Origin of the sequence: Micromonospora sp. CA-246542, from assembly GCF_050942905.1 — a bacterium.
Lineage (GTDB): Bacteria > Actinomycetota > Actinomycetes > Mycobacteriales > Micromonosporaceae > Micromonospora.
Map to the genome: position 1 here is coordinate 889,115 of NZ_CP192040.1, position 24,744 is coordinate 913,858.

Genomic DNA, 24,744 nt, shown 5'->3' on the forward strand with positions numbered 1-24,744 from the left:
GGACGAGGTGGGCGGCAGGTCACGCCCCGTGATCCCGGTCGTCCTCCACCTGCGGAACGACCGGAGTTCCCGCTTCGACGAAGACGAACCGCCGGTAGGACCAGAATCGGAACAGCGTCCCGAGGCCGGTGCCCACGACGAAGCTGGCGATGTTGTCGGCCAGTTGGGTCTGGAAGACGGCGGGCCAGATGCTGCCGAGCCCGTAGCGGCTGATCGCGAGGCATCCCACCGCGATCCCCAGGCCGACAGCGTTGAAGAAGAAGAACAGCGCGTACTCCCGCGCCGGGTTGCTGCGCTGGCGGTGCCGCCAGGTCCAGAAGCGGTTGCCCAGGAAGGCGAAGGTCGCGGCGATCACGGTCGAGATGGTCTTGGCCGTCACCTGCTCCATGCCGCGCGCCGTCGTCAGGTAGTTGAAGAGCGCGAAGTCGACGAGGAAAGCGATCCCGCCCACCGTGGCGAACTTGCTCAACTCGCGCACGAGGTGACCGAAACGGTCGACCAGTGCGCGGACCAGACCCGGTCGGGTCTGCCGGGGGCCCGGTTGCTCCCCGGTCATCGTGGCGGCCACGGGGCGAGCCTACCGGCTGTGGACGCGTCGGCGGGGGAGCAACGGCGAGGGGGACATCGTCGCCTATGGCGGCCCTGTCAGCCGGTGTGCCGCCGTTGAACGCAGCGTAACCAGAAGGGAGGACTGACGCGGCTCGGAACGGGAATCCGCGAACCGGTCGGCAGGGTGGGTTGACGGCCCGACCGCAACACGCGTCGACCGGGGGTGCACAACAAGATTTGCGTGAAACTGCGCAGGAAAGCGGGTATCAGATCGTGATGCCGCAGCGTGGCCGTACCTTGTGCAGTTCTTCACAACCAGTCCCACTGACTCGGAAGGCTGCCCGGTTTACGCTGAGCCCAATCCCAGGTTTCCACGAAGGCGGCGCTTCGCGTCGCTGAGACTCGTGCATCCCATAGATCGGTCAGCGTCGACCACAAGGAGATGTGTCATGGTTGCTCCGGCTGTAGTGCGGGGTATCGATCAGGCCCCGACGTCCCACCCGAAACTGCTTGCCTGGGTCCGTGAGGTCGCGGAACTGACCACCCCCGACCGGGTCGTGTGGGTGGACGGGTCCGACGAGGAGTGGCGTCGCCTCACCGATGAGCTGGTCGAGGCCGGCACCCTCATCCGGTTGAACCCGGAGAAGAAGCCGAACTCGTTCTACGCGCGCACCGACCCGTCCGACGTCGCACGGGTCGAGGAGCGCACCTACATCTGTTCCGTCGACGAGGCGGACGCCGGCCCCACCAACAACTGGATGGCGCCGGCCGAGATGAAGCGGACGATGACCGAGCTGTACCGCGGATCGATGCGCGGTCGCACCATGTACGTCATCCCGTTCGTCATGGGCCCGGTCGAGGCCGAGAGCCCGATGTTCGGCGTCGAGATCACCGACAGCCCGTACGTGGTGGCGTCGATGCGCATCATGACCCGGATGGGCGCGGCGATCCTCGAGGCGATGGGCGACGACGCGGACTTCGTGCACGCGCTGCACTCGATCGGCGCCCCGCTCGCCCCGGGCCAGCAGGACGTGCCGTGGCCCTGCAACGAGACCAAGTACATCTCGCACTTCCCGGAGACCCGCGAGATCTGGTCGTACGGCTCCGGTTACGGCGGTAACTCGCTGCTCGGCAAGAAGTGCTACTCGCTGCGTATCGCCAGCGTGATGGGCCGGGACGAGGGTTGGCTCGCCGAGCACATGCTCATCCTCAAGATCACCTCGCCGGAGGGCAAGGTCCACCACATCGCCGGGGCCTTCCCGTCCGCCTGCGGTAAGACCAACCTGGCCATGGTGGAGCCGACCATCCCGGGCTGGAAGGTCGAGACCATCGGCGACGACATCGCCTGGATGCGGTTCGGCCCGGACGGCCGGCTCTACGCGGTCAACCCGGAGTACGGCCTTTTCGGCGTCGCGCCCGGCACCGACTGGAAGACCAACGCCAACGCCATGCGCACGCTGGACCGCGGCAACTCGGTCTTCACCAACGTGGGCCTCACCGACGACGGTGACGTCTGGTGGGAGGGCATGGGGGAGCCCCCGGCGCACCTGATCGACTGGAAGGGCAACGACTGGACGCCGGAGAGCGACAGCCTCTCCTCGCACGCGAACAGCCGGTTCTGCACCCCGATCACGCAGTGCCCGATCCTCGCCGACGAGTACTTCGACCCGAACGGCGTACCGATCGACGCGATCCTCTTCGGTGGCCGTCGCAAGGACACCATCCCGCTGGTGACCGAGGCCCGCGACTGGGTGCACGGCGTCTACATGGGCGCGACGCTCTCGTCCGAGACGACGGCCGCCGCGTCCGGCGCGGTGGGCGTGGTCCGCCGTGACCCGATGGCGATGCTGCCCTTCATCGGCTACCACGCGGGCGACTACTTCCGGCACTGGATCGAGATGGGCAAGGGCACCGACGGCGACGAGGCCAAGCTGCCGAAGATCTACTACGTCAACTGGTTCCGCAAGGACCCGGACGGCTCGTTCCTGTGGCCGGGCTTCGGGGAGAACTCCCGGGTGCTCAAGTGGGTCGTCGAGCGGATCGAGGGCACGGCCGACGCGGTCGAGACCCCGGTGGGCATGGTGCCGGCGCAGGACGCGCTCGACGTCGAGGGGCTGGACATGACTCCGGAGGACGTCCGGATCGCGCTGAAGGTCGACCCGGACGAGTGGCGCAACGAGCTGCCGATGATCACTGAGTGGTTCGAGAAGTTCGGTGACAAGCTGCCCGGCGTGCTCTGGGCCGAGCTGGACGCGCTGCGTGCCCGGCTGGACGCGGCGCAGCCCCAGCGCTAGGTGTGAACATCGCCCGCCGCGGGCAACAACGGATCCCATGAGGACGGCCGCCGAGACCGAGGTCCGGCGGCCGTCCGCCGTCCGGGCGCTCACCCTCCTGTTCGCGACGACAGCGGCGGCCACCGTCGTGGTCGAGCTGCTCAATTGGTGGTACGCCCCGGAGCAGGGCTTCGGTCTGGCCGTCCGCACCGGCTGGGCCATGCTGCGCTCGTTCGGCTTTCTGCTGCTGATCGGGCACGTGCGCAGGGGCCGGACGGCGGCCCGCCCGTTCGGGTTGATCCTCGCGGTCACCACGATCTTCGCCGTCGGCCGGCTGATCGTGCCCCGGCAGGCAGTGCCGCCGCTGCCGGGACTGCTCGGTTTCGCCGCGCTCACCGCGCTGTGTGTGGCGGTGGTCTGGCTGCTCTACCGCTCGTCGGCGCTCGCCGGGCACCTGGTTCGGCACCGGCCCCGACTGGTCATCGACAAGACCGGCATCTCGTGGCGGGAGACGCCTCCGCGCCGGCCGCAGGCGAGCGCGTGGTTGTTGACCAGCCGCGTGGCGGCGTTCACCTATAGCCCGCTGATGCTGGTGCCGGCGCTGGTGGCCGGGGGCGCCATCCTGGACGATCGCCTCTCCGCGGTGCCGGCCGTGCTGTTCTGGTTCGGCGCCGGCATCGCGGCCAGCTACGCCGTGCTGTTCTGCACCGCGTTCCTGATGCGCGGCAAGGACTGGGCGCGGACCCTGCTGGTCGTCGTCACGCTGGGCGTACTCGCGGTGGACCTGCCGCTGTGCTGGTGGCTGCTGGGCCTGGACGGCCTGATCCGCGACGGCGCCCCGCTGGTGGCCGCCGCAACCCTGACCCTCTACGGCCTACGCCGGGCGGCGCGGGCGTCCGACGCTGCCATCCCCGTCTGAAAGCCCGCGCGAGGCATTGGGGCTGGCGGGGTTGGCCGGATATGGACCGTCGCCCCCGTACCCCCAGCGGCAGCGCGCGGTCGGGGCCCCTGCCCTGCCCCATCCATGGGGCAGCCCGACAGGCAGCGCACCAGACGGCACGGGTGCCGGTGCGAACCCGCCGGTCCGGGCGACAGGTCACCCGGTCGCGCCCGGGGGTGCGGGTGGTGGGTGCGCACCCTTTGCTCTGCTTCAACGGGCGCAACACCTGGCGTCCGGTAATCGGACGCAGAGTGTTGCGTGGGGGGAAGCAGAGCAAAGGACCAAGGGGAGGCCGGCGGGCGGCAGCGCGGCAGCCGTGTGGGCGGGTGGCAGCCATGCGGCAGTGCGGCGGCCGTGTGGGCGGGCGGTCAGGGGGCAGGATGGCGGGTGACGTCGGTCACCGTGGCCGGTGTCGACGGCCCAGGTGATCGCCGGGCGGGACGGGTACGAGCCGTGCCGCCCCGGTCGGAGGGAGGCGCGCGGTGAGCGACGAGTTCGACGTGGTGGTGGTCGGTGCCGGGCCGGCCGGGGCGGCCGCCGCCCTGACGGCCCGCCGGGCGGGTGCCAGCGTGTTGCTGCTGGACCGTGCCGACTTTCCCCGGGACAAGGCGTGTGGCGACGGGATCGCCGCGCATTCGGTGGACGTCCTCACCGAGTTGGGCGTGACCGAGGCGGTGGCCGGGTACGCCCCGCTGCCCGCGCTGCGGATGGTCGCGCCGGGCGGCCAGGCGGTGGCTCGGGCGCTGCCCCGGCCGGCGTACACCGTGCCCCGGAGGTCTTCGACGCGCGGCTGGTGGCCGCGGCGGTGGCCGCCGGCGCGCAGCTGCGTCGGCACAGCGTCCGGCGGGTCCAGCCGCGTGGCGACCGGGTGGTGCTCGACGGCGAGGTATCCGGCCGGGTGGTGGTGGGCGCAGACGGCGCCGGGTCGGTGGTGCGCCGGGCCCTCGGCCACCCCGTCAACCCCGACCGGCACCTCGCGCTGGCCATCCGTGGGTACGCGCCCGCGCTGCCCGGCCCACCCGAGCAGCTCATCGTGACCTCCAAGGCGCGCTGGCCCGCGTACGCCTGGTCGTTTCCGATCGGCGACGGGCGGGCGAACGTCGGGTACGGGGAGGTGCTGCGCGGCGAGCCGCTGAGCCGCGCCTACCTGCTGGATCGGTTGGCCGCCCTGCTGCCCGGCACCGACCTGTCGACGGTGACCGCGTTGCGCGCCCACCATCTGCCGCTGTCCACGCACCGGCCGGCGCCGGGTCGGGACCGCACCCTGCTGGCCGGCGACGCCCTGTCGCTGATCAATCCGTTCACCGGGGAGGGCATCTTCTACGCGCTGCTCTCCGGGGCGTTGGCCGGGGCCGCTGCGGCTCGCGAACCGGAGGCGGCGGCTCGCCGCTACGCCGCGGGTCTGAGTCGCCGCCTCGGCACACATCTGCGCCACAGTTCGGTGGCCGCCTGGCTGGCGCGGCGGCGACGAGTGGTCGACGCCGCTGTCCGCGCGGCCCGTCGGGACGACCGGGTGTTCGACGACGTGGTCGAGTTGGGGCTTGGCGACGGGCGGCTCACCGCTCGTACGCTGGGCATGATCGGCATCGAACTGTCCGGCGGGGATCGCCCTCCGAAGGGGTGATCCGGCGGGCGGGTCGCTACGCTGCTAGGTGATGACGCTGCGGAACCTTATCTACTCCGTGTACGAGCGCCGGCTCACCGCGAAGCTCGCGGGCAAGCCGGTGCCCCGGCACGTCGGGGTGATGTGCGACGGCAACCGCCGGTGGGCCCGCGAGATGGGCTACGTCGACCCGAACGACGGGCACCGGGTCGGCGCCGCGAAGATCAAGCACGTCCTCGGGTGGTGTGACCAGGCCGGTATCGGCCACGTCACGCTCTACCTCCTCGCCACCGACAACCTGCGGCGCCCGGCCAGCGAGCTGGACCCGCTGCTGCAGATCATCGAGGACCTGGTGGTGGAGCTGGCGGAGGAGGGCAACCCCTGGCGGTTGCGCATCGTCGGCGCGCTCGACCTGCTGCCCGCCCAGACTGCCGCGGCGCTCAAGGGCGCCGAGGAGCGTACCCGGGACCGCAGCGGCGGCGCGGAGGTCAACATCGCGGTCGGCTACGGCGGCCGGCGGGAGATCACCGATGCCGTCCGCTCGCTGCTGCTGGAGCACGCGGCAACCGGCGGCACCCTGGAGGAGCTGGCCGAGGTGCTGGACGTCGAGCACATCGCCGAACACCTCTACACCCGTGGCCAGCCCGACCCCGACCTGGTCATCCGCACGAGTGGGGAGCAGCGACTGTCCGGGTTCATGCTGTGGCAGTCCGCGCACTCGGAGTTCTACTTCTGCGAGCTGAACTGGCCGGACTTCCGGCACATCGACTTCCTGCGGGCACTTCGCTCGTACGCCACCCGCCAGCGCCGCTACGGCGCTTGAGGGCCTCAGGGCAGCTGGTCCAGGGCCCGGGTCAGGAAGTCCCCCAGCGCGGCCGGTGACTCGATGGTCAGGTCGGCCGCGTCGGCCACCTCCTGGCCGGTCTCCGGGTTGGCCACGGCCACACAGACACCGAAGAAGTCCGGGTCGCCCTCGGCGCGGGCGCGCAGCGCCGCGAACGCCTTGATGTCGGAGACGTCGTCGCCGAAGTACCAGGCGCCGCTGGCGCTCTGGACCACCTCGCCGATCACCATCCCCTTGTCCCGGTCGACCGGTGGCTTGAGCTCCAGCACCATCCGACCGGCCTGCACCCGCAGCCCCAGGCGGTCGGCCTGCGCCTGACCCCACTGCTGCACCGTCGCACCGAGCTGCGGGGCCGTACGCCAGTGCAGCGCGACGGAGAGCCGCTTGAACTCGACGAGGGCGCCGGGCGGCAGCTCCTCCCGAGCCAGGTCGGCCAGCTCGGCCATGGTGGGCACCCAGGGTAGGGCGGTGGGCTCGGTGACGGTCTCGCCACCGGAGTGGCTGTGCTCCAGGCCGTAGAGGCCGTACAGGTCCACGCCACTAAGCTCGCCGAGGCGGTCGCGGAGGAACTCGACGGGCCGCGCGGAGACGATCGCGATCCGCTGCACCACCGGGGCCAGCGCCTCGATCGCGGCGAGCGCGTTGGGCGCGGGACGGACCGCCGTCGGATCGTCGTCGACGGGCGCGAGTGTGCCGTCGAAGTCGAAGAAGAGCACGGTCCCACCGGCCCGGCCGGCGGTTATCTGCCATGCCTGGTCGGCGTTCAACGGGGTCCTTGGCTGGTGGTTGCCCAGATTCAACGGCGGCACGCGCGTCAGCGTACCCCGGCGTTGGAGGCTCATTCCTGGCCGAGCGGACCCACTCGGCGGCGCTCGGTCAGCGTTCGGCGGCCCCTCGTCCACGGCGGCCGAACGGCACCACCGCCGCCTCCTGTCCGTGGCTGAGCAGGTAGCCCTCCACGAACCCGGTGTTGCGATCCCCGGTGTGGGTCTCGATTTCGTTGAGGCGCGCCACCAGGAACTCGGTGAGCGCGCTGATCCGGTCGTTGAGCCGCTCGTGCAGTTCCGCGACGACGGCCAGGATGACCGCCGTGCCGGCGCTGGTGAGCGCGAGAAGGTTGACGAGCAGCGGCAGCTGCCCACCGTTGACCGCGAGGGTCACCACGTTGCCGGTCGCCCACAGTGTCATCGACACCGTGGCGACCACGACTCCCCACCACTTCAGGGTCATGGACAGACCCCTCCTTCTGTCCCGCAGGGCTAGGTTCGGCCTTGTCCCGTCCCCCCGCCGATGACGAGCCCAAGCAGTACGAATAGGGACGCTAGCGTGCCCGTTCCTGCCCCGGAGCGAAACGAATGAACCTGACCAGGCGTTCTTTCGCCATCTGAGGAACTACCCGGCCTGATTGCCTCTTTTTCGGACATCGACCGGCAACGTTGGGCGGTATGCGAGGTATCTAATGGTTTCGCGGATGTGGAACTTCTCCGCGTCCGACACGTTCGGGTCGACCAGGCGGCGCAGCAGGGCCTCCACGTCCGGGTCCATCGGAGGGGCCGGCTGTCCGGCGCGGGGGCCGCTGGCGGTGCGGTCCCAACCCAGCGCGGCGAAGGCGGCGGCGGGGTTCAGTCCCAGGCCCTCGCAGAAGGCGACCACCCGTTCGGCCTCGGGGTCGCTGGCCCAGTCGCCCCGGACCCACCGGTTGATGGTCTGCCGGGAGACGCCGGTGCGCCGTGACACCTCGGTGCCGCTCCAGGCGCGCGTGGCCCGCGCCTCGTCGAGGGCGCGCCGAACGAAGGTGGCGAAGGCGATTTTTCGCGCGTTGGCCGTCTCGGTCACCCCGTGACGGTACGACCACCCGTCGGCGGGTGTTTGCCCAGGCACGCTGCTGTCACGCGGACGTGACGGCGCTCTCGGATTCGTAACCAACGATCCAGCGCCGCTTTCGAGGGGTGTCACCCGGGCAGAATAGATGCCCGTCGTGGCGAATGTAAGGGGACGAAAAGCTGATACTGTCACGCTCATGGGACAATCTACGGTGTGTCACGTGCATGAGACGACTGGTGCTCACATGCGTCATGCCCCCGGTGCCGAGGGGGTGTGGTGACCGAGCTCGCCACCCGAGCCCAGGCCTTCGGGCTGATCGCCGAGGGAGTGGCAGCGGGGCTGAGTGCCCCGTGGCGCCTCTACCTTGCCCGAGGTTGCCGATACCTGTCGCTGAGCGTCGGCGACCGCACCGAGTGGAACGCCTGGCGTACCCACCTCGGCTGCCCCGAGTTGAGCGTCCGGGTCTACGACGCCGGCGGGGAGATCCGTCGATCCTCGGTCGCCGAGGTCGTGCTGGACGGCTGTCGGATCACCGTCGAGCTGGTCGAGGAGGTCAGCACCGACGACCTGGACCGGCTGCTGGTCGCGGACCCCACGGCCGACCCCACCACGGTCGAGCCGGAGGAGCGATGAGCCGGCGTCCGGGCCGGGCGGGGGGCGCCCGATGAGCCCGTTCCTCGTGGTCTTCCTCGTCCTGGTGCTCGGTGCCACCAGCTACGCCGCCGGCCGCCTGCACGGCCAGCTCAGCTACCGCATCGGCTATCGCTTCGGCTACCGCCAGGGTTACTTCGACGGGGACCGGGGCGCCTGGAACCGCCGCCGTCGCGACGCCCAGGCGGCGATCGCCTCCGCGTTGTCGGTCGCCTCCCCGGGGGCCGTCCGCTCCGCCGGCACGGTCGTCCGCCCCGACGCGGTGGCCCGCCCCGGCACCACCTACACCGGCTCGTCGTTCACCGCGCCGGCCGCCCCGATCACCGGGCGGCACCCGACCGGCACGCTCGTCCGACGAACCGGCTGAGCCGGCTGGCGGGTCGCCCCCGAGCGTCCCGCCGACCGGCCCGCGGGAACGCGGTGCGTCGTCCGTGGCGGACACGCACCGTCGGGGCCACGTCAGACCGGTGACGGCGGCCCCGCCGGCCGGGATGCGCGCAGGGGGCATGCATCCCGGCCGGCTCGCCGCGCCCTGCCGCCACGTTGACGGACACGCGCGTCGTCCCGCGCCGGCTCGTCCGTTCGGCGCTGTTCACACGGCCGTCTCCGGAGATCCACGATCGCCCCTAGCCGGGACGGTCCTGCGCCGCTAGCGTCTAGGCATGGCGCGGGGTTCTCCCGAGCCAGCCGGTCCACCCGGATCTGCGACCTCGCGCACGGGGTTCCGCATCCGACCCCTCCGGGCACCGGACGAGGCGGAAAACGGGTGGCCGGGTGCCCATCCGTCGGAGCAGGCCTGTGACGACTCGCCGTACCACCGCCGGTGCCGACCAGACCCCGGCCGCGACTGCCACGACCCGCCGCGCCGCCCGGAGCCGCCGTGCGGCGGACGCCGCGCCGGCCGAGAACAAGGAGCCCCGACCAGCGGGGCAGGCCTTCGTTCTCGACACCTCTGTGCTGCTGTCCGACCCGGCGGCGTTCCACCGCTTCGCCGAGCACGAGGTGGTGCTGCCACTGGTGGTCATCACCGAGTTGGAGGGCAAGCGGCACCATCCGGAGCTGGGCTGGTTCGCCCGGCAGTCGTTGCGGATGCTCGACGAACTGCGCGTCCGGCACGGCCGCCTCGACCGACCGGTACCCGCCAACGACGCGGGCGGGACGCTGCGGGTGGAGCTGAACCACACCGACGACGGCGTACTGCCCCCCGGGTTCCGCACCGAGAGCAACGACGCCCGGATCCTGTCGGTGGCGCTCAACCTCGCCGCCGAGGGGCGGGACGTCACGCTGGTCAGCAAGGACATGCCGCTGCGGGTCAAGGCCGCCTCGGTGGGTCTGCGCGCCGACGAGTACCGCCACGGTCAGGCCAGTGACCCGACCTGGACCGGCATGTCGGAGATGGAGTTGAGCGAGGAGCAGATCGGCCAGTTGTACGCGGGCGAGACGCTCGACCTGGACGAGGCGGCCGGGCTGTCCTGCCACACCGGGCTGGTGCTGCACTCGGCGCGCGGTTCGGCGCTCGGGCGGGTGCTGCCCGACAAGTCGGTCCGCCTGGTCCGGGGCGACCGTGAGGCGTTCGGGCTGCACGGCCGCTCGGCCGAGCAGCGGATCGCCCTCGACCTGCTGCTCGACGAGACGATCGGGATCGTCTCGCTCGGCGGCCGGGCCGGCACCGGCAAGTCGGCGTTGGCGCTCTGCGCCGGCCTGGAGGCCGTGATGGAGCGTCGCCGGCACAAGAAGGTGATCGTCTTCCGCCCGCTCTACGCCGTCGGTGGTCAGGAGTTGGGCTATCTGCCCGGTTCGGAGTCGGAGAAGATGTCGCCCTGGGCGCAGGCGGTCTTCGACACGCTCGGCGCGGTCGTGCACGAGAACGTGCTGGAGGAGGTCACCTCGCGGGGCATCCTCGAGGTGCTGCCGCTGACCCACATCCGGGGGCGCAGCCTGCACGACGCCTACGTGATCGTGGACGAGGCCCAGTCGTTGGAGCGCGGGGTGCTGCTCACTGTGCTGTCCCGGATCGGGCAGGGGTCCCGGGTGGTGCTCACCCACGACGTGGCCCAGCGGGACAATCTGCGGGTCGGCCGGCACGACGGTGTGACCGCGGTGATCGAGGCGTTGAAGGGGCATCCGCTCTTCGCCCACGTCACGCTCAGCCGTTCGGAGCGGTCGCCGATCGCTGCGATGGTGACGGATCTGCTTGAGGACATCCCGCAGTGATGGGGGTTTCGTAGCCTTTCGTCCCTATTTTTAGTGTGGCGCAGGTCACAAATGGCGCGGTCGGTTTCCCATGTGCCTCACTGTGCGCGATGGTGTCCCACGAGCGCCCACGCACCACAGGCATCGCTGATGATCGCTTGCCCGAGGTCAGGGCGGCATCAGTGGCGATCGGTGCGTCGGCGCGACCGGCTCACCGGTCGGGGCGCTCACGGCACGGCCGAGGGCTGACGTGGCCCGGCGCCGCGCCGTGTCCTTGCCCCCGACGAAGGGACCACTTCGTGAGTCGGCTGTGGAGCCGGTTGGGTGCCCGTACGGCCGCTGTCGCGTTGCTCTCCGTGGGCGTCGCGGGTGGCTTCTACCTGGGCGAAGATCGGGAAACTCAGCAGCAGGGCCTGACCGCGCAGGTCGGCGTCGAGGTCGACCGCGTCGACCTCTCCTACCAGCGTGAGCGCCAGGCCAACCACCAGGTCGCGTTCGCCCGGCAGCGGGCCGCCGAGTACCAGGCCAAGCTGCGGGCGGCCCAGGCGGCCAAGGAGGCCGCCGAGCGGGCCCGCAGGGCCGAGGCCGCCGCCGCGTCGCGTAAGCGCGAGCGCGAGGCCGCGGAGAAGGCCGCCAAGCCGTACGACGGGCCGATCCCGGCGTCCTGCGCGGAGTACAGCGGCAACCGCAAGATCGGTTGTGCGCTGATGCTCGAGAAGGGCTTCGGCATCGCCGAGTTCCCCTGCCTGGAGAAGCTCTGGACCAAGGAGAGCGGCTGGAACCACAAGGCCGCCAACCCCATCGGCGCGTACGGCATTCCACAGTCACTGCCGGGCAGCAAGATGGGCACGGTCGCCGACGACTGGCGGACGAACCCGGCCACCCAGATCATCTGGGGCCTGGGCTACATCAAGGGCAAGTACAAGACGCCCTGTGGCGCCTGGACCTACTTCCAGAACAACAACCACTACTGACGACGTACGACGGCGGGGCGGGTGGGCGACCACCCGCCCCGCCGTCGCGCGTACCCCGGTCGGGACGTGAGTGGCGGTCGGCCCCTTTTGCTGATAGCAGTTGGGGGGTGAGCCTGCACCCGCCAAGCGGCGACCCTTTCCGGTTCGGCACCGAGGCGTTCTACGCCTCCCTCGGCCGGGCCTTCGTCGCCATGTGCGCGGTGGTCCCGTTCCTCTTCCTCATCGAGGCGATCGACCAGGGGCTCGCGTTCGGTCTGGACGCGACCGCCGGCATCATCCCGCACCGTATCGACGGCCTCGACGGTGTCTTCTTCTCGCCGTTCCTGCACCACGGCTTCGACCACCTCTACAGCAACAGCATCCCGCTGATCCTGCTGGGCACCTTCGTGCTGGCCGCCGGCGCGCGCCGGTTCCTGTGGTCGACCCTGGTCATCATCCTGGTCTCCGGCCTCGGGGTCTGGTTCACCGGCTCGCCCAACTCGGTGGTGGTCGGCGCGAGCGGGGTGATCTTCGGTTACCTGGGCATCCTGCTCACCCGCGGCATCGTCGAGCGCAGTTGGTGGAACTTCGCCGTCTTCCTGCTCGTCGGCCTGCTGTACGGCTGGCAGCTCGTCGGCATCCTCCCCACCGACGAGCGGATCTCCTGGCAGGGGCACCTGTTCGGGCTGCTCGGCGGCGTGGTGGCCGCGATCCTGTTCCGTCGCCGTCGGCCCATGGTGGACGGTCCGGACTACTCGGGGTCGACCCTCAGCCTGCCCTGACGCGCTCGTCGGCGCGCCTCTGGGACATGCTTGCCCGACCGCTGTGCCCCGCCTACCGTCGAGATCAGCACGCGTTGATCCGCGAGCGGAAAGCGACGGTACGCCATGCGCGAGGTCGATGTCGCCGTGATCGGGGCCGGTCCCGCCGGTCTCTTCGCCGCGTACTACGCGGGGTTCCGGGGCCTGTCCGTGGCGGTGATCGACGCGCTTCCCGAGCCGGGCGGCCAGGTCACCGCCATGTATCCGGAGAAGCTGATCCTCGACGTGGCCGGTTTCCCCGCCGTCAAGGGCCGTGACCTGGTCGCCAACCTGGTCGCCCAGGCGGCGCCCTTCGCTCCGCGGTACCTGCTCGGCACGCGGGCCGAGAAGCTGTCGTACACCGATGACCGGCCGGTGCTCGGCCTGGCCGGCGGTGAGCAGCTGGGCTGCGGCGCGGTCGTGGTCACCGGCGGGCTCGGCAGCTTCAGCCCACGGCCGCTGCCCTGCGCCGACGGCGCCCCCGGTGCCGGCATCGTCTACTTCGTGACCGACCCGGCGGAGTTGACCGACCGGGACGTGCTCATCGTCGGCGGCGGCGACTCCGCCTTCGACTGGGCGCTGGCCCTGCAACCGCTGGCCCGCTCGGTGACCCTCGTGCACCGCCGGGAGAAGTTCCGGGCGCACGCCTCGACGGTCGCCCGGGTGCTGTCGCTGCCGGTGCGGGTGATCGTGAACGCCGAGGTCACCCGCCTGATTGGGGACGCCACGGTGACCGGCGCCGAGGTGACCGTGCGCGGCGGCGCGGCCGAGACCCTTCCGGTGGACACGGTGGTCGCCGCCCTCGGCTTCACCGCCGACCTCGGCCCCCTCGCCGAATGGGGGCTCCGGCTCGACCGCCGGCACATCGTGGTGGACAGCGCGATGGCGACGAACCTGCCGCGGGTCTTCGCGGCCGGCGACATCACCGAGTACCCGGGCAAGGTGCGCCTGATCGCCACCGGCTTCGGCGAGGCCGCCACGGCGGTCAACAACGCGGCGGTCGCCATCGACCCGGGCGCGCACCTGTTCCCCGGGCACTCCTCCGACGCGGGCTGACCGTCGGTATCGCACACTGACCGGTCCGTGTCCGGATCGAGACGGATCGAATGGACCCTGAGGTGATGACGGGGACCGGGAAGGCACGTGATGGCGCGCCCACGACGCTGGCGTGGCTCTGCCATCCGACGACCCTGCTCGCGCTGGTCCTGCTGGTCCTCAACGACCGTCTGTGGAAGGCGGCGTTTCCGGGGCTGGTGACGGGCAAGCTGAGCGACGTGGCGGGCCTGGTGCTCGCTCCGCCGCTGGTCGCGGTGCTGCTCACGCTGCTGGTGCCGCGGCTGCCGGCCCGCAGGGCCGCGCTGGTCGGCCTGGTCGCGGTGGGTGCCGGGTTCGCGGTGGTCAAATCCAGTGGGTACGCCGCTGAGCTGGCCTCCTCGGCCTGGACCGCGCTGGCGGGACCGTCACTGGTCCGGGCCGACCGGACCGACCTGTTCGCGCTGCCGGCGCTCGGCCTGGCGTGGTGGAGCTGGATCCGGGCCCGGGTGCGGCCGGTGCGGCACCGGACGGCCCGGCTGGTCCGACTGCTTGTCGTGTTGCCGCCGGCGGTGTTGGCGGTGGCCGCCACCAGCATGGCCCGCTACCCCTATGCGCTGGGCGTCACGACGCTGGACGGTGCCCCGGCGATCGCGGCCGGCATGGGCTCCGAGGGGAACTGGCCCGACGGCCCGGCCGACGGCGTGTGGTCGGTCAGTGACGACGGGGCGACCACCTGGCGAATCCCCACTGAGGCCGAGGTGCAACTACTGCGGGCCCAGGACTCCCCGCGCCGGCAGGCGTGCGCGCCGGACGAGCCCCGGCGCTGCTACCGGGTGGTCCCCGGGCACCTGCGGGTGGAGCAGAGCGACGACGCCGGAGTCACCTGGCAGATCGCCTGGGAGGTGTCGGACGAACGGCGCGAGGCGCTGGCCCGCCGATACCCGAGCCCGGACGACGTGCGTCGGCACTTCTCCTCCCGGGAACTGGCCGTCTATCCACACTCCGGCGGGGGCCACGAGGTGCTCGTCGCGAATGGTCGGGACGGCTTCCTGCGCCGCCTGTCCGACGGCGAGTGGCGGCGTGACGGCCACCTCGGCCCGTCCGACGGCAGTGTCTACCAGAGCGATCCGCCGGCTCTCGACGACGACGGGCTGGTGCAACGCGAGACGGATCTGCTACTCGCCGTCACGCTCGCGTTGCTGCTCGGCTGCGCGGTCACCGTGGTGGCCGGTCACCTGGCGATCCGACGTGGTGGAGGAAGCCGCTGGTGGGGAATCGCCGGTAGCCTGCCGATCCTGCTGGCCGCGCTCGTGCTGGAGTCCGTCTGGCCCCGTGGCGACGACACCGGCGTCGTGGTCGTGACGCTGTTCGTCATCCTGCCGTTGGGCGCTCTGGCAGTGACGGGCCTGCTCCTGGTCCCGTGGCTCGGCAGCGCTCCGGGCCGTTGGGTCGGATGGGCCGTCGGCAACCTCATGTTCACCGCGTTCCTGGCCGGACTGCCCCTCGCCGGCTGGCTGAACGGCACCCCAGGTCACGCCCGGGTGCCGGTCGCGCTGGCCCTGCTGGCCGCCGTGCCGGGCCTGCTACTGGCCGTCCGGCTCGCGAGGCTGGCCGACCCGGCCCGGGAAGAGAACCGGCGCGACTCGCCGCCCTACCCGCCCTACCAACCCCTACCGCCGCGGGTTGCGCCTTGATCGACTCGGGTTGTTGAAGATCGGGGCGTCGGAGGCGGTGGGACAGCGCGGTTTCCCTGAACCAGGGTGGGTCAAGCCGCCAACGGTCACGGCTGGGCGGCGGGTGGGGCCAGGGCGGCTATCAGCACGGCCACCAACGTCAGTGCGGCCCCGAGCAGGCTGTTCACGCTGGGATGCGAGGCCGCTGTGGGCAGCACCAGGTCCAGCAGCACGGCCCCCACGATCTGGCCGGCGATGGTGGCCAGGCCGAGCAGCAGCACACCTGTCGTCCGTACGATCGCGGCGGCGATCGCGATGAACACGATGCCGATCGGGCCGCCCAGGTAGAGCCACGGTTCGCTCGGTGCGTGACCGGTCGGCCAGCCGCGTACGACGATGTCGACCGTGAACGCGACCAGCAGGGTTGCCGTGCCCACGGCGAAGTTCACGAGCGTGGCGGTCAGCGCGCTGTCGGCCGCCGCCCGGACCTGCCCGTTCACCGCCTGCTGCCAGGCGATGCCCACACCGGCCAGCAGGGGCAGCAGCGCCAGCGCCAGCCCGCCCGGGTCGCCGAGCCGGTCACCGACCGCCAGGACGACCGCGAGCACCGTGAGCACCGCGCCGGCCAGGCGCTGTCGGGTGACCGGCTGCCGACCGGTCGGGCCGATGCCGGCGCGGTCCACGGCGAGGCTGCTGCCGGACTGGCCGGCCACGACCGCCACGGTGAAGACCGCCACCCCCAGCGAGCCGATGGTGAGCCCCTGCGTGGCCACCAGCAACGCCCCGCACATTCCCCCGAGGCACTGCCACGGGCGCAGCGTGCCGGCCGTGAGGGCCCGCCGTACGGCGAGCAGCCCTCGCCGCCCACCAGGGGTGGCCGGGACCAGCACCAGCAGTACCACCAGGCCCAGCCCGAACGAGACCACCGCGGCCGCGAAGCCATCGGCCAGGCGTACGCCCAGCTCGCCGTTGATCCGAGACTGCGCCGCCACCGCGACCCCGGCGACCGACGCCAGCGCGACACCGATGATCCGGCGGGTGGCTGGCAGGGTCGGCGGAGCCGCGGTGCCGGTGCCGCTCACTCCTGTTCGGCGAGCGGACGACCGTCGAAGTCGACCGCGGAGTAGAGCGCCAGCTTCTCCAGCCGGTGGTACGAGTCGATGACCCGGATGGTGCCGCTCTTCGAGCGCATGACGATCGACTGGGTGTACGCGCCGCCGGCCCGGTACCGCACCCCGCGCAGCAGGTCGCCGGAGGTGACGCCGGTCGCCACGAAGAAGCAGTTGTCCCCGGTGACCAGGTCGTCGGTGCCGAGCACCCGGTCCAGGTCGTGCCCGGCGGCGAGGGCCTTCTCCCGCTCCTCGGCGTCGCGCGGCCAGAGCTTGGCCTGCATGGCGCCACCCATGCACTTGAGCGCGCAGGCCGAGATGATGCCCTCCGGGGTGCCGCCGATGCCCATGAGCACGTCGACGTCCGACTCACCGCGGGCCGCCAGGATGGAGCCGGCGATGTCGCCGTCGGAGATGAACCTGATACCCGCGCCGGCCCGGCGGATCTGGGTGACCAGGTCGTCGTGGCGGCTGCGGTCCAGCACGCAGACGGTCACCTCGGAGACGTCGGTGCCCTTGATCTTGGCGATCCGGCGCAGGTTCTCGCTGACCCCGGCGTTGATGTCGATCACGTCGACGTAGGCGGGGCCGACCGCGAGCTTCTCCATGTAGAAAACCGCGCTGGGGTCGAACATCGCGCCTCGCTCCGAGACGGCGAGCACCGCGAGGGCGTTCGGCATGCCCTTGCTCATGAGGGTGGTGCCGTCCACCGGGTCGACCGCGACGTCCACCTCCGGGCCGGTGCCGTCGCCGACGTGTTCGCCGTTGAAGAGCATCGGGGCGTTGTCCTTCTCGCCCTCGCCGATCACCACGACACCGCGCATCTGGATCGAGTTGATCAGTTTGCGCATGGCGTCGACAGCGGCGCCGTCGCCGCCCTCCTTGTCACCCCGGCCGACCCAGCGGCCGGCGGCCATCGCCGCGGCCTCGGTGACCCGGACCAGGTCGAGGGCCAGGTTACGGTCGAGATCCTGTGGGATGCGGGTCCTGGTGTTCGTCATGACGGCTGCTCCTCCTCGCGACGGTGCGGGGACGGCCGGCGGCGAAGTGGCGTCGCTGCCGGCTTTGTCGCTGATCCTCACACGATGGCCGACCGAGCGCCGGTGCGGGGCGGTGATGGGCCGGATACCGCCGGTCGGGCGGCTGCGAAGATGGCAGGGTGGAACCCGCACAGCCTGCTGACCGCGTACCCGCCGACCAGACGCCGCCCGACGGCCAGCCGCCGGCCGACCTCCCGGACGCCCCCGGCGCCGGGCCCGCCGCGACGGGCCCGGCGGATCCGACGGCACCGACCACTGGCGAGCCGGCCCTGGTCGCCGACGAGGCGACACCCGTGGCCGAGCCGGGGCCGGCGGCCCGGCCGTCGCCGCCCCGGGCGGCCGCGACGGCGGGCAAGTCCGAGCGGTCACCCAAGGACATGGCGATCTCGCTGCTGGTGCTGCTCGTCCCGATCGCGCTGCTGCTGGCGTTCTACCGGGGTTTCCTGGGCGGGGACCAGGCCACCACCGTCGACCCCGCGCCGGCGTTCGAACAGGCGCGGTCCGCGAACACGTTCCCGGTGAGCGAGCCGCAGGGGCTCGGCTCCGGCTGGCGTACGGTCAGCGCCCGCTACCAGAGCGTCGAGGGCGGCGCGACGCTGCGGATCGGCTACCTGACGCCGGAGGGCAGGGGTGTGCAGCTCGTGCAGAGCAGCGTGCCGGCCGAGCGGCTGCTCCCGGCCGAGCTGACCGACCAGGGTCAGCCACAGGGGCCGACCGAGTTGAGTGGGCGCACCTGGCAGCGGTATACGGCCCGGGGGAACCAGCAGGCGCTGGCCCTGCTGGAGCCGACCCGTACGGTGCTCGTGATCGGTGACGCGCGGGACAACGAGCTGCGGGAGTTGGCCGGCGCGCTGCGCTGAGGAGTCCACAGTCGATGGGGCGCACGTTGCGGGGGTCGGTCCGGTACGCTCCCTCGGCTCGGTCCGGCGCGTACGCCGTGGCCGGGCCCTGTCCCCCTTTCGTGAAGTGAGAACTCAGTGAACATTCGACGGTGGAGCTTCGGCTTCCTCGCCGCCACCCTGCTCATCCCCGGCCTGACCGCGTGCAAGTCCGACGCTGCCGAGCCGGCCGCCGCCCCCAGCGCGTCCGCTCCGGCCGTACCGGCCGACCCGAAGGAGGCGTTGCTCGCCTCCACGAAGGAGATGGCCAAGGGCGACTTCACGTTCACCATTGCGGGCGCCGACCTGACCGGCGGTGGCCTGGTGCACAAGCCCAGCAACAGCGCGCAGTTGACCATGAAGATGGGCGACGCCTCCCAGGACGTGTCGATGGAGATGGACCTCATCTACATCGACTCGGAGAGCTGGGTGAAGATGGAGCTCGGCGGCGAAATGGCGGCCATGGTCCCCGAGCTGGCGAAGAACAAGGGCAAGTACCAGCACCTCGACAAGACCAAGGCCAAGGAGATCAAGGACTTCCAGCTCGACCCGGAGACGTTCGACCCGGTCGACAGCGAGACCCTGGTCAAGGGTGTGACCGAGGTGCAGAAGACCGGCGAGGGCAGCTACGCCGGCAAGATCGACATCAGCGCCTCCGCGGAGTCGGTCGCCCTCGACGAGGACGTGGTCAAGGCGCTCGGCGCGCAGGCCAAGTCGCTGCCGTTCACCGCCAAGCTGGACCCGCAGGGTCGCCTCACCGAGCTGGTCATCTCGGTGCCGGCCGCCGGCGAGACCGCCGCGCACGACATCAAGATCGGATACGCGGGCTACGGCGCCGGGACCGGCGCGCAGAAGCCGCCGGCGGACAAGGTGGTCGAGGCCCCGGCGGAGACGTACGAGATGTTCAAGTAAGCCGCACGGCGGGCCGGGGCGACCACGGGTCACCCCGGCCCGCTCTGTTCCGCACCGGTTGTCCGCAAACAACCGGACAACAAGGGTGATTGTCCGACGCGTCGACAGGGAACAAGAAGGGAGCGATCCGGGCGCGCCGCTCGGCCCGGATCGTGCGACGTGGCCGAAGGGCTGCCGCGTCGCCCGGTTTCCGGCGCCGACCAGGTCGTCGGGTGACCCCCTTGGGAGACACGTATGACTGTTCGACGACTGGGTGCCGGCCTGGTAGCCGCCGCCCTGTTCACGCCCGCCCTGGCCGCCTGCGCCGGTGGCACGACCGGCACGGCCGGGTCAACCGCGTCCCCGACGGTGAGCGCGTCCGGGGCGCCGAGCCAGTCCGGCGGTGCGCCGGTGTCCGGCGACGCCAAGCAGGCCCTGCTCGACTCCACCAAGGCGATCAGCGACGGCAACTTCCGGTTCACCCTCTCCGGCGCCGGGTCCACGGCCGAGGGGCAGGTGCACCAGCCGAGTCAGAGCGCCGCGATGAAGTTCGCCATCGGTGGCCCCTCCTCCGACCTGGCCATGAAGCTCGACGTGATCCACGCCAAGCCGGACAGCTGGGTGAAGTTGGAACTGACCGGTCCCACGGCCGACAGCCTGCCCGCGATCAAGCAGCTCAACCTGGGCAAGTACCAGCACCTCGACCAGGCCCGTATCAAGGGCAACAAGAGCCTCGGCTTCGACTTCGAGAAGGTCGACCCGGCCGGCAGCGCGGTGCTGACCCAGGGCATCACCGAGGTCCGCAGCACCGGCACCGGCACGTACGCCGGCACCATCGACGTCACCAAGGCCGCTGAGGCGGGCTCGCTGAACGCCGCCACGATCGCCGCGCTGGGCACCCAGGCGAAGACGGTCCCGTTCACCGCGAAGGTCGACCCGCAGGGCCGGCTGAGCGAGCTGGCGCTGCAACTTCCGGCCTCCGGCCAGACCGCGGCCCAGGAGATCAAGATGACGTACTCCGACTACGGCTCCGCCACCCCGGCTCAGAAGCCGCCGGCGGACCAGGTCGTCGAGGCGCCCGCCGAGCTGTACAGCCTGTTCAACTGACCGATCCCGGGTGGGGTGGCTCCGGCCATCCCACCCGACGATCAGGCGGAGGGGTCCTGGCGGGCGGCGTCGATCCGCGCCCGGGCACCGTCCAGCCAGCGCTGGCAGATCACCGCCAGCGCCTCGCCGCGCTCCCACAGCGCCAGCGACTCCTCCAGGGACGTGCCGCCGGCCTCCAGCCGCTCGACCACCGAAGCCAGTTCGGCGCGGGCCTGCTCGTAGCTGAGCCGCTCGTCCGGCCCGGCCTTCGTGTCGTCAGTCATCGCGTCCATCTCAGCACACCCCGGTCGGTGTCACCGCGTCGCCACGTCCCCGTCGACCGTCGCGGCCAGCTCGCCCTCGGCGAGGCGTACCCGTAGCGGGTCGCCCTTGCCGACCTCGGCCGCCGCCCGGACGACGTGCCCGTCGGCGCGCTGCACGATCGCGTACCCCCGGTCGAGCGTCGCGGCGGGGAGAGGGCGCGCAGTCGGGCGAGGGTGTGCCGCAGGTCGTCGTCGGCGGCCGCGAGCCGGTGGTCCAGGCAGCGCCCGGCGCGTTGACGCAGTGCGGCCAGCTCGGTCGCGCGGTGCTCCACCATCACCTGCGGCCGGGCCAGCACCGGCCGAGACCGCAGGCTGTCGAGGCGGTGCGACTCCCGGTCGACCAGGTTGCGCACCGCCCGCTGGAGGCGGTGCCGGGCCTGACCGATGAGGCGTACCTCCTCGGTGAGGTCGGGGACCACCCGCTTGGCCGCGTCGGTCGGGGTGGAGGCCCGCAGGTCGGCGACGTAGTCGATCAGCGGCGTGTCGGTCTCGTGGCCGATCGCGCTGACCACCGGGGTACGGCAGCCGAAGACGGCCCGGCACAGAGCCTCGTCGGAGAACGGCAGCAGGTCCTCGATGCCGCCACCACCCCGGGCGATGATGATCACATCGATGCTCGGGTCCGCGTCCAGGACCTTGAGCGCGTCCACGATCTGCGGCACGGCGGACGGGCCCTGCACGGCCACGTTGACCGTCCGGAACTCCACGGCCGGCCAGCGCCGCCGCGCGTTCGTCAGCACATCCCGCTCGGCGGCGGACGCACGGCCGGTGATCAGACCGATCCGGCCGGGAAGGAACGGCAGCCGGCGCTTGCGGGCCCGGTCGAACAGCCCTTCGGCGGCGAGCAGCTTCTTGAGTTTCTCCAGCCGGGCCAGCAGCTCACCGAGACCCACCTGGCGGATCTCGTCGGCCCGCAGGCTCAACGTGCCCCGGGCGGCGTAGAACTCCGGCTTGGCGTGCAGCACCACCCGGGCGCCCTCGCGCAGCTCCGGCGCGCCGGCGTCGAGCACGTCACGGTTGGTGGTGACGGTCAGGCTCAGGTCGGCGGACGGGTCACGCAGGGTCAGGAAGACGGTGGTGGCCCCGGGACGGCGGCTGATCTGCGCCACCTGCCCGTCCACCCATACCCAGCCCAGCTTGGCGATCCACGCCCCGACCTTCTGCGAGACGACGCGAACAGGCCAAGGCTCCTCAGCGCTGCTCCTGCCCTCACTGCCCCCACCACCCACACCACTCACCCCCCAACCCTACGGAGGCCCCCGGTGATCAAGAAGTTTGCGTCACATCCGGGCGCGTTTCTGACGCGAACCTCTTGATCACCGGGATTTGGGCCCGGGTGCGGTGGAACGGTCGGCACGTAGGATGGGGGAGTGACTGATCTCCGGAGCGGTAAGCGCGTGCTTTTGGCCAAGCCTCGTGGCTACTGCGCGGGTGTGGACCGTGCGGTGCAGACCGTCGAGGAGGCGCTGAAGCTGTACGGCGCCCCGATCTACGTCCGCAAGCAGATCGTGCACAACAAGCACGTCGTGCAGACCCTGGAGTCGCAGGGCGCGATCTTCGTGGAGGAGAACGAGGAGGTGCCGGAGGGCTCGACCGTGATCTTCTCCGCGCACGGCGTGGCGCCCGAGGTCTACGAGCAGGCGCGGGAGCGTTCGCTGAAGGCCATCGACGCGACCTGCCCACTGGTCACCAAGGTGCACCAGGAGGCGAAGCGGTTCGCCGCCGAGGACTACGACATCCTGCTGATCGGCCACGAGGGGCACGAGGAGGTCGTCGGCACCGCCGGTGAGGCGCCCGCGCACATCCAGCTCGTGGACGGCCCGGACGGCGTCGACAAAATCACCGTGCGTGACCCGGAGAAGGTGGTCTGGCTCTCCCAGACCACGCTCTCGGTGGACGAGACCCTGGAGACGGTCGCCCGCCTCAAGCAGCGGCTGCCACTGCTCCAGTCCCCGCCCAGCGACGACATCTGCTACGCCACCTCCAACCGGCAGCACGTGGTCAAGGAGATCGCCCCGGAGTGCGACGTGGTGATCGTCGTCGGCTCGACGAACTCGTCCAACTCGGTGCGCCTGGTCGAGGTCGCCCTGGACGCCGGCGCCCGCGCCGGACACCTCATCGACTTCGCCCACGAGATCGACGACGCCTGGCTGACCGACGCCCGCACGGTCGGCGTGTCCTCCGGCGCGAGCGTCCCCGAGGACCTGGTCCGCGATGTGCTGGCGCACCTGGCCGAGCGCGGCTTCGCCGACGTCGAAGAGATCACCACCGCCAACGAACGGCTCACCTTCTCGCTTCCGCAGGAGCTGAAGCGGGACATGAAGGCCGCCGCGGCCCGCGGCTGACGAGCCGGGCTCCGACAGGACCGCCGCACGTCGACCACGCCACCGGCCGCGCGTCGCGCCACGGCCGCCCGCCGGCCAGTTCGCAGACGTCGCGGTGGAACGCCGGGCCCGTGCCGTACGTCGAAGACGGCATGAGGACCCTTCGGCTCGTCGTCCCCGCCCTGGTCGTCTGCGCGGCGCTGAGCGCCTGCGGTGAAACCGGCGGTCCCGCCACCCCGGCGGACCGTCGGCGACGACCGGGCAGCCCGCCTCCGCGTCGCCGAGCACCCCCGAGTCGCCCAGCACCCCCGCCCCGCCGATCAAGTCGCCGGGCGGGCCCACCGTCCCGCCGCCGGTCGGCGCCACCGAACTCACCGGCACGATCACCGCCGGAGTGGAGCCGAACTGCGTGCTCCTCGACGGGTACCTGCTGGTGGGCGGGCCCCGGGACGTGCTGACCGCCGGCGCCCAGGTGACCGTCACCGGTCGGGTGGAGAAGGGCACGATGACCACCTGCCAGCAGGGCATCCCGTTCGTCGTCGAGAGCGCCAACCGCCGTTAGGGAAACGGCCCCGCGTCAGCGGTCGGCGTCGTTTAGCAGCTCCGGGGCCTGCGGCTGGCGCGGGGTCAGCTCGACCTGGGCGGGGGCCGCCAGATCCTCGTCCGAGACGCCCAGCTCGGCGAGCTTGCGGGCGCTGACCAGCACCCGCGCCTCCAGTGAGCCGACCGCCCGGTTGTACGCGGTCACCGCGCCGGTCAGCGACGATCCGAGCTTGCCCACGTGGTCGCCGAGGGTGGCGAGCCGGCCGTACAGCTCCCGGGCAAGGGTGTGCACTGCCACCGCGTTGCGGGCCAGCGCCTCCTGCCGCCACGAGTAGGCCACCGTGCGCAGCAGCGCGACCAGGGTGGCCGGCGTGGCCAGCACGATGTTGCGGGCAAACGCGTGCTCCAGCAGCGTCGGATCGCGTTGGAGCGCGACGTCGAGGAACGGGTCGGCCGGTACGAACAGCACCACGAACTCGGGCGAGCTGTCGAACGCGGCCCAGTACGACTTGGCGGCCAGGGCGTCGACGTGCCCGCGCAGGTGTCGGGCGTGCGCGTCGAGGTAGGTGTCCCGGCCGCGCTCGTCGCGGGCCTCCATGGCCGTCAGGTACGCGTCGAAGGGCGCCTTCGCGTCCACCACCACCGACCGGCCGCCGTGCAGGCGTACCACCAGATCCGGGCGGACGACCTGGTCGTCGGTGGCGGCGGTCACCTGCTCGGAGAAGTCGCAGTGCTCCAGCATGCCGGCCGCCTCGACGATCCGGCGCAGTTGGTGCTCGCCCCAGCGGCCCCGCACCTGCGGCGCGCGCAGCGCGGCCACCAGTTGCTTGGTCTCGGTGCGCAGCTCGCCGGAGACGACGTTCATCGAGCGGACCTGCTCGCGCAGCTCGGCGTACGCGTCGACGCGGTCGTGCTCCAGCTCGGCCACCCGCTGCTCGTAGCGGCGCAGGCTGTCGTGCAGCGGCGCCACGGCCCGGGCCACCGCCTCCTGCGACTGGGCCGTCGCCTCGTAGCTCAGCGCCCGCATGGACTGCTCCAGCCTCCCCTCGCCCTCGCGGGTGGCCGTCAGGGTGGCGTCGAGCCGGGCGATGTCGGCCGCCGACCGGGACCGGGCCGCGTACCAACCCACCGCCCCGCCGGCACCGAGGCACACGACCACCACCAGCAACGTCGAGACGTCCATCACCGGAGCTTGCCAGACGGGTGCGACGT

Annotated in this window: 22 protein-coding genes and 3 pseudogenes; 16 read left to right on the forward strand and 9 right to left on the reverse strand. The window is 71.6% G+C overall.

Annotation, left to right across the window (positions count from 1 at the left end; translation table 11 throughout):
• Positions 1–19: 19 nt before the first annotated feature.
• Positions 20–556: a GtrA family protein gene (locus tag ACQP0N_RS04310; RefSeq protein ID WP_425733697.1), complete on the reverse strand. Its 537-nt coding sequence runs from the start codon at positions 554–556 to the stop codon at positions 20–22.
• 442 nt (positions 557–998) lie between these two features.
• On the opposite strand from ACQP0N_RS04310, the gene ACQP0N_RS04315 reads away from it, so the two are divergent.
• From ACQP0N_RS04315 to ACQP0N_RS04330, 4 genes and pseudogenes are all read left to right on the forward strand, one after another.
• Positions 999–2,843: a phosphoenolpyruvate carboxykinase (GTP) gene (locus ACQP0N_RS04315; RefSeq protein ID WP_433117727.1), complete on the forward strand. Its 1,845-nt coding sequence runs from the start codon at positions 999–1,001 to the stop codon at positions 2,841–2,843.
• Positions 2,844–2,880: 37 nt separating this feature from the next.
• Complete coding sequence (locus ACQP0N_RS04320) at positions 2,881–3,741, forward strand: hypothetical protein (RefSeq protein ID WP_433117729.1); 861 nt, start codon at positions 2,881–2,883, stop codon at positions 3,739–3,741.
• Between the two features lie 503 nt (positions 3,742–4,244).
• A pseudogene (locus ACQP0N_RS04325) lies at positions 4,245–5,386 on the forward strand (NAD(P)/FAD-dependent oxidoreductase).
• A 31-nt stretch (positions 5,387–5,417) separates the two neighbouring features.
• Positions 5,418–6,188 (forward strand): isoprenyl transferase, encoded by a 771-nt coding sequence (locus ACQP0N_RS04330; RefSeq protein WP_355048880.1) that lies wholly within the window; start codon positions 5,418–5,420, stop codon positions 6,186–6,188.
• A 5-nt stretch (positions 6,189–6,193) separates the two neighbouring features.
• Here ACQP0N_RS04330 and otsB read toward each other — a convergent pair whose 3' ends face one another.
• From otsB to ACQP0N_RS04345, 3 genes are all read right to left on the reverse strand, one after another.
• Positions 6,194–7,018 (reverse strand): trehalose-phosphatase, encoded by an 825-nt coding sequence (gene otsB / locus ACQP0N_RS04335; protein ID WP_355048879.1) that lies wholly within the window; start codon positions 7,016–7,018, stop codon positions 6,194–6,196.
• Positions 7,019–7,085: 67 nt separating this feature from the next.
• Positions 7,086–7,439, reverse strand: coding sequence for a hypothetical protein (locus ACQP0N_RS04340; RefSeq protein ID WP_355048878.1), 354 nt, complete (start codon positions 7,437–7,439; stop codon positions 7,086–7,088).
• A gap of 162 nt (positions 7,440–7,601) precedes the next feature.
• Complete coding sequence (locus ACQP0N_RS04345; protein ID WP_355239439.1) at positions 7,602–8,045, reverse strand: XRE family transcriptional regulator; 444 nt, start codon at positions 8,043–8,045, stop codon at positions 7,602–7,604.
• A 264-nt stretch (positions 8,046–8,309) separates the two neighbouring features.
• On the opposite strand from ACQP0N_RS04345, the gene ACQP0N_RS04350 reads away from it, so the two are divergent.
• The 7 genes from ACQP0N_RS04350 to ACQP0N_RS04380 all read left to right on the forward strand — a co-directional run bounded on the left by ACQP0N_RS04350 (position 8,310) and on the right by ACQP0N_RS04380 (position 15,359).
• Complete coding sequence (locus ACQP0N_RS04350; RefSeq protein WP_355048876.1) at positions 8,310–8,666, forward strand: hypothetical protein; 357 nt, start codon at positions 8,310–8,312, stop codon at positions 8,664–8,666.
• A gap of 31 nt (positions 8,667–8,697) precedes the next feature.
• Positions 8,698–9,051, forward strand: coding sequence for a hypothetical protein (locus ACQP0N_RS04355; protein WP_396800923.1), 354 nt, complete (start codon positions 8,698–8,700; stop codon positions 9,049–9,051).
• 431 nt (positions 9,052–9,482) lie between these two features.
• Complete coding sequence (locus ACQP0N_RS04360) at positions 9,483–10,898, forward strand: PhoH family protein (protein WP_433117733.1); 1,416 nt, start codon at positions 9,483–9,485, stop codon at positions 10,896–10,898.
• 278 nt (positions 10,899–11,176) lie between these two features.
• On the forward strand, positions 11,177–11,851 hold the full coding sequence (locus ACQP0N_RS04365; RefSeq protein ID WP_355048873.1) for a lytic transglycosylase domain-containing protein: 675 nt from the start codon (positions 11,177–11,179) through the stop codon (positions 11,849–11,851).
• A 107-nt stretch (positions 11,852–11,958) separates the two neighbouring features.
• Positions 11,959–12,612, forward strand: a complete 654-nt coding sequence (locus tag ACQP0N_RS04370) for a rhomboid family intramembrane serine protease (protein WP_355048872.1) — start codon at positions 11,959–11,961, stop codon at positions 12,610–12,612.
• A gap of 105 nt (positions 12,613–12,717) precedes the next feature.
• The gene (locus ACQP0N_RS04375) at positions 12,718–13,686 is read left to right on the forward strand and encodes an NAD(P)/FAD-dependent oxidoreductase (RefSeq protein WP_433117736.1); all 969 of its coding nucleotides are present in this window, start codon (positions 12,718–12,720) and stop codon (positions 13,684–13,686) included.
• 65 nt (positions 13,687–13,751) lie between these two features.
• Entirely contained in the window at positions 13,752–15,359 is a 1,608-nt protein-coding gene (locus ACQP0N_RS04380; RefSeq protein WP_433117738.1) for a hypothetical protein, read from the forward strand.
• 86 nt (positions 15,360–15,445) lie between these two features.
• On the opposite strand, the gene ACQP0N_RS04385 is transcribed toward ACQP0N_RS04380, so the two are convergent.
• Positions 15,446–16,420, reverse strand: coding sequence for a DMT family transporter (locus tag ACQP0N_RS04385; protein WP_433117740.1), 975 nt, complete (start codon positions 16,418–16,420; stop codon positions 15,446–15,448).
• A complete protein-coding gene (gene glpX, locus ACQP0N_RS04390; protein WP_433117742.1) occupies positions 16,417–17,448 on the reverse strand; it encodes a class II fructose-bisphosphatase in 1,032 nt (343 codons plus the stop codon). Before glpX ends, ACQP0N_RS04385 begins: the two co-directional genes overlap by 4 nt.
• Positions 17,449–17,606: 158 nt before the next feature.
• Here glpX and ACQP0N_RS04395 point away from each other — a divergent pair, with 158 nt between their 5' ends.
• The 3 genes from ACQP0N_RS04395 to ACQP0N_RS04405 all read left to right on the forward strand — a co-directional run bounded on the left by ACQP0N_RS04395 (position 17,607) and on the right by ACQP0N_RS04405 (position 20,363).
• Positions 17,607–18,347: a DUF4245 family protein gene (locus ACQP0N_RS04395; protein ID WP_433117744.1), complete on the forward strand. Its 741-nt coding sequence runs from the start codon at positions 17,607–17,609 to the stop codon at positions 18,345–18,347.
• A gap of 117 nt (positions 18,348–18,464) precedes the next feature.
• Positions 18,465–19,277 (forward strand): hypothetical protein, encoded by an 813-nt coding sequence (locus ACQP0N_RS04400; protein ID WP_433117746.1) that lies wholly within the window; start codon positions 18,465–18,467, stop codon positions 19,275–19,277.
• 234 nt (positions 19,278–19,511) lie between these two features.
• Positions 19,512–20,363 (forward strand): hypothetical protein, encoded by an 852-nt coding sequence (locus ACQP0N_RS04405; RefSeq protein WP_433117748.1) that lies wholly within the window; start codon positions 19,512–19,514, stop codon positions 20,361–20,363.
• 41 nt (positions 20,364–20,404) lie between these two features.
• On the opposite strand, the gene ACQP0N_RS04410 is transcribed toward ACQP0N_RS04405, so the two are convergent.
• Positions 20,405–20,626: an exodeoxyribonuclease VII small subunit gene (locus ACQP0N_RS04410; protein WP_421474551.1), complete on the reverse strand. Its 222-nt coding sequence runs from the start codon at positions 20,624–20,626 to the stop codon at positions 20,405–20,407.
• Positions 20,627–20,656: 30 nt separating this feature from the next.
• Positions 20,657–21,903 (reverse strand): annotated as a pseudogene (gene xseA / locus ACQP0N_RS04415) (exodeoxyribonuclease VII large subunit).
• A gap of 132 nt (positions 21,904–22,035) precedes the next feature.
• On the opposite strand from xseA, the gene ACQP0N_RS04420 reads away from it, so the two are divergent.
• Both ACQP0N_RS04420 and ACQP0N_RS04425 read left to right on the forward strand, forming a co-directional pair.
• Positions 22,036–23,010 carry a 4-hydroxy-3-methylbut-2-enyl diphosphate reductase gene (locus tag ACQP0N_RS04420; protein WP_433117750.1) on the forward strand — a complete coding sequence of 325 codons (975 nt, stop codon included), beginning with the start codon at positions 22,036–22,038 and terminating at the stop codon, positions 23,008–23,010.
• A gap of 131 nt (positions 23,011–23,141) precedes the next feature.
• Positions 23,142–23,551: pseudogene (locus ACQP0N_RS04425) on the forward strand (hypothetical protein).
• Positions 23,552–23,566: 15 nt separating this feature from the next.
• Here ACQP0N_RS04425 and ACQP0N_RS04430 read toward each other — a convergent pair.
• Positions 23,567–24,715 carry a DNA recombination protein RmuC gene (locus ACQP0N_RS04430; protein WP_433117752.1) on the reverse strand — a complete coding sequence of 383 codons (1,149 nt, stop codon included), beginning with the start codon at positions 24,713–24,715 and terminating at the stop codon, positions 23,567–23,569.
• Between the last annotated feature and the right edge of the window lie 29 nt (positions 24,716–24,744).

Bases quoted from the DNA above. Each gene is read 5' to 3' on its own strand.
- ACQP0N_RS04310 (WP_425733697.1), bottom strand. From the start codon at position 556: ATGACCGGGGAGCAACCGGGCCCCCGGCAGACCCGACCGGGTCTGGTC.
- ACQP0N_RS04315 (WP_433117727.1), top strand. From the start codon at position 999: ATGGTTGCTCCGGCTGTAGTGCGGGGTATCGATCAGGCCCCGACGTCC.
- ACQP0N_RS04320 (WP_433117729.1), top strand. From the start codon at position 2,881: ATGAGGACGGCCGCCGAGACCGAGGTCCGGCGGCCGTCCGCCGTCCGG.
- ACQP0N_RS04330 (WP_355048880.1), top strand. From the start codon at position 5,418: ATGACGCTGCGGAACCTTATCTACTCCGTGTACGAGCGCCGGCTCACC.
- ACQP0N_RS04340 (WP_355048878.1), bottom strand. From the start codon at position 7,439: ATGACCCTGAAGTGGTGGGGAGTCGTGGTCGCCACGGTGTCGATGACA.
- ACQP0N_RS04355 (WP_396800923.1), top strand. From the start codon at position 8,698: ATGAGCCCGTTCCTCGTGGTCTTCCTCGTCCTGGTGCTCGGTGCCACC.
- ACQP0N_RS04375 (WP_433117736.1), top strand. From the start codon at position 12,718: ATGCGCGAGGTCGATGTCGCCGTGATCGGGGCCGGTCCCGCCGGTCTC.
- ACQP0N_RS04380 (WP_433117738.1), top strand. From the start codon at position 13,752: ATGACGGGGACCGGGAAGGCACGTGATGGCGCGCCCACGACGCTGGCG.
- glpX (WP_433117742.1), bottom strand. From the start codon at position 17,448: ATGACGAACACCAGGACCCGCATCCCACAGGATCTCGACCGTAACCTG.
- ACQP0N_RS04405 (WP_433117748.1), top strand. From the start codon at position 19,512: ATGACTGTTCGACGACTGGGTGCCGGCCTGGTAGCCGCCGCCCTGTTC.
- ACQP0N_RS04410 (WP_421474551.1), bottom strand. From the start codon at position 20,626: ATGACTGACGACACGAAGGCCGGGCCGGACGAGCGGCTCAGCTACGAG.
- ACQP0N_RS04430 (WP_433117752.1), bottom strand. From the start codon at position 24,715: ATGGACGTCTCGACGTTGCTGGTGGTGGTCGTGTGCCTCGGTGCCGGC.